Source organism: Lacicoccus kunmingensis DSM 17847, from assembly GCF_059568765.1.
Map to the genome: position 1 here is coordinate 1 of NZ_JCANUC010000006.1, position 9850 is coordinate 9850.

Below are 9850 nucleotides of genomic sequence, written 5' to 3' on the forward strand. Positions count from 1 at the left end.
CATGCGAATTTGAAATACAGATATGGCAATCGCAAATTCTGGTGTCGCGGCTTTTATGTCGACACAGTCGGCAGAAATCGAAAGCAGATACAGGAATACATCCGGAATCAGCTCAAAGAAGATTATATGAGTGACCAATTAACATTATTCGAAGAATTTGATCCATTTACCGGCGAGAAAAACAGGAAACCATAAAGTGATTCTTTGAGAATCAGCGTGTGGATGTGGTGCAAAAGGGAGACCATTCAGTAGGCCTTTCAGGCCTAGGCCGGCAAAAGAGGCTTTCAGCCGCAGAGCAAACCACCAGTTCACACTGGTGGTTTTGATTCTGTCATTCCATATCGAAATACAAAAACTGACCGGAAATGAAGTTAAATACTCATTCTTCACACTAATAATATCAAACTGAATATCGATGAGGTAAAAAACAGATGATCGCCACCTCGAAGAGAAAAACTCCAACAGATGTCCGTAAATTACAAGTAAAGATTTAATGAAATGGTTGAGAGGGCGGATCTGTCGGTTAATAAGGTTACTTTTCAATTAACGATAAAGACAGATTAAAAGTAAGAACCTCTTATCAAGTGATTTATTTATGGTGAAAAAATCTTGCTTTGAGATTACAGGATGTATACTATTAAAATTCTATTCTGTATTGTTGTTCTTCTGAAACTCTATCATAAGATTCTCCATCTAACATTGCTGGTATGTTTATATCAATCCATTCAATGTCATCTCCTGAACCCTCGTCCATTATGTAAGGTACTGAGCCAGTAAATTCCACTGCACCAAGCATTGAAGCCGTTATGTTTTCAGATAAAAACATATCTGGGTCAAGTTGTTGCCCAGTACTTGTCACCACCACAGACTGATCTATGAAGAAATCTCTAGCAGCCTCTGTTGTATTTTCAATCGTATATTCAATTACAAGATTGTCAATTTTATCGCCGACTTCATAACCATCTAGGAAAATAGCTAAATCCTCATTCACTTCTACACGGTTGATTTGAGCCATATTAACGGTCATATTAACGTTTTCAATTTGAACAGTATCATTAATTTCTACTTCTTTTACTGTTTCTACACCTTCCATAGATTCTGATTCATCTTCAGGTTCTATTTCATTTGAAGCATCCTCTGATTCTTCCGTATCAATTTCTTCAGTGGATTCATTTGCTTCTGCAAGTTCTTCTTCCAATGTAGCAATTTGATCTTGTTGCTCTTGATTTTGTGCTTTCAACTCTTCATTTTCATCTTCTAATGCTTGTAGATCTTCTGAAGACTCATCTGTTGTCTCTTCCTCGGATTCTGCATTCTCTGTATCTTCACTGGCTTCTTCAGATGTTTCCTCTTCAACAGGCTCTTCTTCTGTGGAAGTATCTACACCTCCACATGCACCTAATAAAAGTACAGTTGAAAGTCCGCTTGCTAACAAGTATTTTTTTAGTGACATAACAATATCCTCCTATAAATGGTATTATTTACTATTATATCTAGAAAGCGAGACAAATGCTATAGTCATATAATGTTTTAAATTTTTATTGTAAAATGATTTATTTTAAATACTTTCCCCCATCCCCTTGACTTATCAACAAAAGCAGTGTATTATACTAAGAGTAGTTTAAATTAACACATTTTAATTTTTTCATTCATCTGAAAAACCCTTAAAACAAATTAATTTACAACGAACAAATATTTAAGTGCAAAAGCACTAGGAGGTTTTTTCTATGAATGAAGGAACAGTAAAATGGTTTAACGGCGAAAAAGGTTTTGGATTTATTACACAAGAGCAAGGTGACGATGTATTCGTACACTTCTCAGCTATCCAAGTTGATGGTTACAAGACTTTAGAAGAAGGTCAAAAAGTAAACTTTGACGTAGAAGAAGGTCAGCGTGGTCCACAGGCGACTAACGTTACACCGGTTTAATCTACGGATAATATAGAGCTTTAAGAGGCGGCTGTGGCTGTCTCTTTTTTGTATATAAAATAACGCCCTCCAGGTCATATTGACCTGGAGGGCATTTTATAATTACCATGAAATTTATTCTGGTTTAATGTCGAATACTGCTGAATCTTCTGCGTCGAGTGGTGAGAATACCAGCTCGATTTCAGAAGGATCTCCTGTTACAGCGTAGGCGAGAGAGCCGGATGTGCTTTCTCCATCTTTTGTTTCATCGAGCATGACGTCTCCTACCGGATAAGTTTCAGCTGGTTCACCGTCCACCATAATTTCCATATCGCGGCTGCCCATCAAGTAGGAGTCGCCTGAGTTGTTCTCAAATGACAGGTCGATCATGATGACTTCATCTGCATCGACCTCTGCATAATCATTTCTTTCATCAGTATAACTTATGTCCTCCACAGTCAACGTCATACCGTTCAGCTCAGCTGAATCACCGACACCGAGTCCGTCCTGTGTAGAGCCGGTTGACTCTTCGGAACTGCTGCCGGATTCTTCTGTTTCTTCATTGTCAGATGGAGCTTCAGGTACATCCGGAACAGTGACACCGTCATCATCAAATTCACCATAGTCACGGATTTGTTCTGCTATTTCTATATGCAGTTTTTCTTCAGGGTTTTCCTGGCCTGGAGCAGTGGAAATATATGCAACATGTAACAGGTCACCACTTGCTTTATCAATCATTCCGACCACTGCATTTTTCATTTCTTCGGTGTTTGCACCTGTATATTCCACATTGAATATACTTCCGAAAGTATCATGTAGTGATTCTTCATCTCCGATATTATATACATAATAAAATTCGTCATCTTCAGAGATATCTAAAATATCACTGTTTTCCATAAATGCTTCATGCAGATTGGAGTAACTTCCATAGAACACCTCGTCACTTTCGGCAGTACCGGTCTGATCAACCCAGCTGTTGCCATCAAAGCCGGCGAATTGATCCGGATTGGCATATATGTGTGGAAGGAGTTCTCCGGATTCCTTATCGTATAGTTGTGTAAATACTTCAAAGCCGTCTCTTTCATCGATCTCTGCAGTTAATCCGGCGATATCAGATTCAGTAGGTGTGTCAGACCCTGCTCCGAAAGCATGTATGACCATATAAGTTTCAGCAAAATATGTCGTGATATCTTCTGTAGGTTTCAAAACTTCTTCGATGTCTGCATCGGAATCTTCTGCATTATCCAAAAGATCTGCAAGTTCGGAGTTTCCTGCGAACATCGAAGTGATCTCTGTATCATCACCTGATAATGTTTCCCCGGTAATTGAAGCAAAGTCGAGAGTATCTGCAGAACCTTCAGAGCTTCCGATTTCAGAACTTTCACCATCTGAACCGCTGTCCTTGTCCGAAACTGCTTCGCCTTCTACCAGTTCATAACCTGAGTTGAGCAACAATTCCTCCGAGCGCTTCATACTGATAAAATCTGCAGTTTCTTCACCTTCAAAATCAGCGCCTGCAAGCTCAGACACTTCAGAAAAATCCGCTTCATCATAGTTGACTTCAGTATTTTCTACAAAACTGTCTTCCCCATACTCGATTTCATGTTCGACACCATCTGTATCTTCATATTCCTGTGCTAACTCATCAATGACTTCCCTTGCATCCTCTTCGTTGGTCACTCCGATGGCTTCATAGTCTGTTTCAGTTTCTGAAGTCTGTCTTTTCACTTCGTCCCCGACATAGTAATAGACAACTTTGTCAGTCATACCTTCCTGTTCCATAACATAAGTATTTGACTCTTCTTCTGAGGCATCTTCATCATTGTTGTCTTCATCCAGCTCTTCGGTGCCGCCACCAATACCGATAGTGGAATCATCATCGTCACTGGCCACCCCTGGAGAACTTTCATCATCTTTGTCATCCCCGGAGTCGGATGAATCCTCCTCTGAATCCGGTTCGTCCTCAGAGTCTGCGGAATCATCAGCCTCATTTTCTGAGGCATTTGCTTCCTCATCCCCGCTGTCTTCTAATTCATTATCTCCAGTTTCTTCTGTTGCTTCTTCGTCTGACCCGTCATCCTCACCGCCGAGTCCGCATGAACCAAGAATCAGCATTGTTGAAAGTCCACCTGCTAATAAATACTTTTTTAACGACATACAATAGTCCTCCCGAATTTTAAGTTTTAACACTTTTCTTTATAAATTATCTAGAATATGAAATATTCTGTTATTGCCATTTAAAAATTTTTCATTCGATTTTTAATTATTTATGTAATATCTGTTAATTTATGAGGTTCAAAGAAGTTATAAGTACAGTATAAGTAACAATTTATAATATTTCCACAAAAAGTTCACATTTTATTCAAAGAATCATAAAAAATAAACTCCCATCGACCGATGAGAGTTTTAAATTAATTATTATTTTCTTGAATATATGTTTCGCACATATGAAATATTTCTGTTGCCGCCGGTCTGTTTTCGGGATCTTTATCAAGGCATCTGTTGATCATGCTGCTTAATAATGGATCCATATTCCGCAGTGTTTCAACCGGTTCTGTATCGCGTTCAAGCTGTTCGTAGCGCTTATCTTCATATGTTTTAAAAGGTCTTTGTCCTGTAGCCATGAAAAACAATACGACGCCGATGCCCCAGATGTCTGCCGCTGTAGTGAGCGGTGCGCCGGTTGCCTGCTCGGGGGACATATAATTTTTTGTGCCGGTGCCTTTTCTGATAGTACCTGGCTTTGTTGCCAGGTTAAGGTCGAATAATTTAGCGAGCGGCGGCTGGGAGATGATATTCGACGGTTTGATATCCAGATGTATAATATTATTCTGGTGCAGATAATTAACGACGGATGCGATCTGTTTCCCGAAATGGGCAATCTGCATCATCGGCAGTTCTTCATTTCTTTTATACGTATTTCTGACGAGGTGTGAGATTGTTTCGCCGGTCAATGTCTCCTGGATGACGATAGGGCGGGGCTCAATATAAAGTGAATAGCCCCTTATAAGGTTCGGATGAGACAGTGTCGTAATAGCTTCACCTTCCTGAATCAGACGGTCTTTTGCAGCTTGTTTTTCCATGGCAAGCGGCTGGATGGTCTTGCCGATGCAGCTGGTCATCCTTTCCTCGCTCCATAAGTGATACAGATCGCAGTCTTTTCCCCTTCTTAAATGCTCAACGACCGTGTAGTCCATGATTAATGTTTCTCCGCGCTCAAGCGGTGTTTCTCTGATTACTTCTTCAGTTTTCAATTTTTCCGCCTCCTTTATTATTTGACAGCGACTGGTTCGAGGGCTGTTTCTTCTTCTTTCATTTCTCCCTGCTGTGCTGTATAAAGCTTTTTATAATTACCGTTTTGGGAAATCAGTTCATCGTGTGTACCGATTTCATTTATACCGCCTTTTTCCAAATAAACGATCTTATCTGCCACGCTTGCACTTCTCAAATTATGTGTAATCATCAATGTGGCTGTATTTTCCATCAGTCTCTGCATCGGCTGCATGACACGTTTTTCCGTAGCGCCGTCCAGACCTTCAGCCGGCTCGTCGAGTATGACAACAGAAGCTTTTCTAATCATTGCACGGGCGATGGCGACACGCTGCTGCTGGCCGCCGGATAAATTTCTGCCTTTCTGGCCGACGTTTGTGTCATAGCCCTCTGTAAGCTCACTGATGAATCCGTGTGCATCGGCTTTCTTTGCCGCTTCAATAATCTCTTCATCTGTCGCATCCGGCTTACCGTATGCGATGTTTTCCCTGACCGTACCGTCAAATATCAGAGATTCCTGGAAGACGACGGCAATCTGGTTGCGCAGTGACTGGAGATCGGTATTTTTCAGGTCGTGTCCATTAAGGTAGACATCACCATCCGTCGGTTCATAAAAGCGCATCAGCATTTTTACTATCGTCGACTTGCCGACGCCGCTCGCCCCGACGAGGGCAACAGTCTCTCCGGGATTCACGTTGAACGACAGATCGGAAAGGACATGACTTTTTTTACCGGGATAGGCAAACGATACACTCTGAAATGCGATGCTGCCTTCATCATTGTCGATTTCTTCTCCGGCATCAGAGATGACCTGCGGTTTCTGTTCCATGAACTCAATCACACGTTCGGCACTTGCTGAAGCTGAGAAGATGGTGTTCAGCAGCCTGCTCAGTCCCCTGACCGGGCTGTACAGACGTCTCAGCAGGGTGAGAAAGGCGACCAAAATACCGATGGTCACTTCGTTCTGCATCAGTAAAAACGCACCGAATACCATGACAGTCAGTGTACCGCCGGTTTCTATCATGGAAACCGTCGGAGAAAATGTCGCTTTCAGACGGACTTTCGTCATTTTGGCATCATAGGCCGCGACGTTCTGATTTTGAAATTTTGTGGCTTCTTGTTCTTCCTGGTTGAAAGCCTGCATCAATGAAATATTGGAAAAGCCTTCTTCTGCAAGGGAGTTTATTGCACCCATACGCCTTGAACGTTCACGGGATGCAAGTTTCATCCTGAGAGAGAAATACCGGGTGACAATATAGAATAATGGCACGACGACGAGTGAAACGAGTGCCAGTTTCCACTCCATGAAAAAGAGCATGCCAATAAAAACAATCAGCTGGAAAAAGTATGACAAAGCTGATGTTGCACCGCTGACGATGAGCCGTTCAATCGAGGATATATCACCTGTCAGCCTTGCGATGATATCCCCGAGTTTCCGGCCTTCAAAAAAGTGCAGTGACAGGCTCTGCAGATGTTCAAATAAAGTCTTTCTCAGTGACAGTACGAATTTCTGGCCGACCCAGTTGGACACGTATGTGCCGGCGAATGAAAAGATACCGCCTGCCAGACTGAGGCCGAAGTATAGGAGTACAATCCATAACAGCGGACCGAGATTACGTGTATCCAGGACATTATCTATGAAAATCTGAAGCAGCCACACGGTTCCTGACAGTGTAAGGGGCTTCAGAGCGATGAATATCAGTCCGACAACAATCCATTTACGATAATTTTTTGTGTAAGGCCAGAACCATCTGAAAATTTCTTTCAGAGGGATCGGCGGTGCTTCCTGAATAATATTGCCCTCGGTATTATTCAGTGCAAAAAACTGATCGATTTTTGTTTTCAGGGACTGGTTTTTTCTTGATCGCTTTAATCTCCTCATAACACTCACTCCTTTCATATGTAAAGCAGGCGGCCACAACAGAATGGGCCGCCTGTTCAAAAAAGTTATTAAAATTATACCCATCATTTCTATGAATATTAGTCAGATGAAACGCTTGACGCACTTGAAGCGCTGGATGCACTTGAAGCACTTGAGTATGAATCGGACGAAAAGTCATTTGATGATGCCGGTTGGATATCTTCGAAATAAGTCATGATTGTTACCCCCCTTCCTATATAGTGATTTCTAGTAATTAGTCAGATGAAACACTTGACGCACTTGAAGCGCTGGATGCACTTGAAGCGCTTGAATATGAATCAGACGAAAAGTCATTTGATGACGCCGGTTGGATATCTTCGAAATAAGTCATGAACAATTCCTCCTTTCATTTAATTTCTTTTTACTGAACATTAGTCAGATGAAACACTGCTTGCACTTGAAGCGCTGGATGCACTTGAAGCACTTGAAAATGAATCGCTGGAAAAGTCATTTGATGACGCCGGTTGGATATCTTCGAAATAACTCATGAATTTTCCCTCCCTTCGTTTTGTTATTGTCATCATTCCATTTGAAGGTTAAAAACCAATTGTCGGAATATTAAAAACTAATTAAAAAGAGCTGAGATTATTAATATTATGTAAAAAACTAGAAAATAATCAATATAATATTTACTTGTTTGTATAAATATGTAATTTATAAGACGTTTTCATTGTTAGATTTTTGTACTCACACACAAGTTTGTCTGATAGAATAGTGATATTGTTACACTTGTTTTTACATTAATGGAAGAGGAGGTTGGAAAATGGATGTATTGCTCAATCCGGTCATTATTTCGGTTCTTGTATTAATTGTTCTGAGTCTTTTAAAGATCCATGTCATTTTCGCACTGATTCTTGCAGCGATTTCAGCGGGACTTCTTGCCGGGCTGCCGCTCGGTGAAACTGTTACAGTTCTCGTTGAAGGTATGGGCGACCAGTCAGAGACGGCACTGAGCTATTTATTGCTCGGGGTTTTTGCTTCGATGATTGCGATGTCCGGCATCGTTAAAGTGCTGCTCAATTATTTGCTGAAAGTGATTGGGAAACGTAAGTATCTTCTTATATTCATATTTGTAGTAATCGGGGTACTTGCAGAAACGGTCGTCCCTGTACATATTGCATTTATACCGATTCTGATTCCGCCGCTTCTGATGCTGTTCAATAAATTGAAGATTGACAGAAGAGCGATTGCGAGTGCGCTGACTTACGGTCTGAAAGCACCATATATGTTGATTCCTGTCGGCTATGGTTTAATATTCCACGGCATTCTTGCGACAGAAATGCAGGATAACGGCCTGGATATCGCTTTGTCTGATATCCCTTACGCGATGCTGATCCCTGTACTCGGCATGACGGTCGGGCTGCTTGTTGCGGTCTTTGTCACTTACAGAAAACAAAGAGAGTATCAGAATATTGATACAGTTGATGCTGACAGTATGGCCTCTGAAGAGTTGACGGAAACCCGTCAGAAAGTGAACCATGTCATCACACTTCTTGCGATTGGCGCTGCGTTTGCTCTGCAGCTGTCGTTCGATTCGATGATTATCGGGGCACTCGGCGGTATTACAATCATGCTGCTCAGCCAGGTCATCAAAGTGAGCAGAAGTGACGCTGCAGTCAAGGAAGGCGTGCTGATGATGGGGGCGATCGCTTTCATCATGCTGATCGCATCCGGTTATGCTTCGGTCCTCACTGAAACGAATGCAGTGGACAATCTGATCGGTTCAGTTTCCGGCTGGTTCGACGGCACACCGCATGCGGTGGCGGCAGTCGTATTATTGCTCGTCGGTCTGGTAATAACGATGGGTATCGGCACATCGTTCGGTACGATACCGATTATTGCAGCAGTGTTCGTACCACTGTGTATGTCACTTGGCTTCAGTCCGATGGCGACAGCGGCACTCATCGGCAGTGCGGCGGCCCTGGGCGACGCGGGGTCTCCTGCTTCAGACAGTACGCTCGGTCCGACGTCGGGTCTTGCGGCCGACGGCCAGCACGATCATATTTGGGATACGGTAGTACCGACATTTCTGCATTACAACATTCCGCTGATTATATTCGGTACGATCGCAGCAGTCATACTATAGAAGACATCGTCCTGCCGGACGGTGTTTTTTTATTAAAAATAAAGGATTAATAAAATATTATTAGGGTAGAGATGATTGTAAGCATTATATTAGGAGGTAGTAAGATAATGGCACTTAAGTATGAAGTAACAGCAACCAACACAGGCGGACGTAAAGGTCACGTTCAGACAGACGATAAAGCGATCGACTCAGCGGTACTACCACCGGATCAGGACGGCGACGGCGTTAACCCGGAACAGCTTTTCGCAGCAGGCTATGCGTCATGTTTCAATGGTGCATTCGACTTGATGCTGAAGCAGGGTGGCGTCAAAGATGCAGAACCGGAAGTGGATCTGACGGTCCAGTTACTGGATGATGATGAAAATGAAGGTCCGAAACTCGGCGTGAAGATTAATGCGAAAGTTAAAAACATGTCTCAGGCAGACGCGGAGAAATACCTGGAGCAGGCGCACCAGTTCTGCCCGTATTCCAAAGCGACCCGCGGCAACATTGATGTTGAATTGAACGTTACTGCACAATAGTATAGATTTTATGATGGGCACGGAACTTTTGAAGAGGTTTCGTGCTTTTTTTACGGCTTTGATCATGTGAGAAATTTGCTGCGCTATAAGCAGGCGTTCGTGAGATGAGTTATGGCGTTTAGCCGGGCGTGGCGCTATATGCAGG

General features: G+C 42.5%; 8 protein-coding genes. 4 read left to right on the forward strand and 4 right to left on the reverse strand.

Translation table 11 applies throughout. The features are described from left to right. On the forward strand, window positions 1-195 hold a 195-nt coding region (locus tag BO48_RS07585; protein WP_496366829.1), incomplete at its 5' end, for a transposase. Between the two features lie 442 nt (window positions 196-637). Here the strand turns inward: BO48_RS07585 and BO48_RS07590 are convergent. Further along, complete coding sequence (locus tag BO48_RS07590; protein ID WP_496366830.1) at window positions 638-1453, reverse strand: hypothetical protein; 816 nt, start codon at window positions 1451-1453, stop codon at window positions 638-640. A 274-nt stretch (window positions 1454-1727) separates the two neighbouring features. Between BO48_RS07590 and BO48_RS07595 the strand changes: the two genes are divergently transcribed. Beyond that, the gene (locus BO48_RS07595; RefSeq protein ID WP_052255719.1) at window positions 1728-1928 is read left to right on the forward strand and encodes a cold-shock protein; all 201 of its coding nucleotides are present in this window, start codon (window positions 1728-1730) and stop codon (window positions 1926-1928) included. A gap of 114 nt (window positions 1929-2042) precedes the next feature. Here BO48_RS07595 and BO48_RS07600 read toward each other — a convergent pair whose 3' ends face one another. The 3 genes from BO48_RS07600 to BO48_RS07610 all read right to left on the reverse strand — a co-directional run bounded on the left by BO48_RS07600 (window position 2043) and on the right by BO48_RS07610 (window position 7059). Further along, window positions 2043-4064, reverse strand: coding sequence for a YehR family lipoprotein (locus BO48_RS07600; RefSeq protein WP_496366831.1), 2022 nt, complete (start codon window positions 4062-4064; stop codon window positions 2043-2045). 254 nt (window positions 4065-4318) lie between these two features. After that, window positions 4319-5161, reverse strand: a complete 843-nt coding sequence (locus BO48_RS07605; RefSeq protein ID WP_496366832.1) for a serine/threonine-protein kinase — start codon at window positions 5159-5161, stop codon at window positions 4319-4321. 17 nt (window positions 5162-5178) lie between these two features. Beyond that, window positions 5179-7059: an ABC transporter ATP-binding protein gene (locus BO48_RS07610; RefSeq protein WP_496366833.1), complete on the reverse strand. Its 1881-nt coding sequence runs from the start codon at window positions 7057-7059 to the stop codon at window positions 5179-5181. Window positions 7060-7861: 802 nt separating this feature from the next. Here BO48_RS07610 and BO48_RS07615 point away from each other — a divergent pair. Beyond that, a complete protein-coding gene (locus tag BO48_RS07615; RefSeq protein ID WP_496366834.1) occupies window positions 7862-9184 on the forward strand; it encodes a Na+/H+ antiporter family protein in 1323 nt (440 codons plus the stop codon). Window positions 9185-9291: 107 nt separating this feature from the next. After that, window positions 9292-9705, forward strand: coding sequence for an organic hydroperoxide resistance protein (locus BO48_RS07620; protein WP_052255723.1), 414 nt, complete (start codon window positions 9292-9294; stop codon window positions 9703-9705). Window positions 9706-9850 lie beyond the last annotated feature (145 nt).

What these genes read in the sequence shown, in the direction of transcription:
- BO48_RS07600 (WP_496366831.1), bottom strand. Translation starts at nt 4,064, where the DNA reads ATGTCGTTAAAAAAGTATTTATTAGCAGGTGGACTTTCAACAATGCTG.
- BO48_RS07620 (WP_052255723.1), top strand. Translation starts at nt 9,292, where the DNA reads ATGGCACTTAAGTATGAAGTAACAGCAACCAACACAGGCGGACGTAAA.
- BO48_RS07610 (WP_496366833.1), bottom strand. Translation starts at nt 7,059, where the DNA reads ATGAGGAGATTAAAGCGATCAAGAAAAAACCAGTCCCTGAAAACAAAA.
- BO48_RS07615 (WP_496366834.1), top strand. Translation starts at nt 7,862, where the DNA reads ATGGATGTATTGCTCAATCCGGTCATTATTTCGGTTCTTGTATTAATT.
- BO48_RS07590 (WP_496366830.1), bottom strand. Translation starts at nt 1,453, where the DNA reads ATGTCACTAAAAAAATACTTGTTAGCAAGCGGACTTTCAACTGTACTT.
- BO48_RS07595 (WP_052255719.1), top strand. Translation starts at nt 1,728, where the DNA reads ATGAATGAAGGAACAGTAAAATGGTTTAACGGCGAAAAAGGTTTTGGA.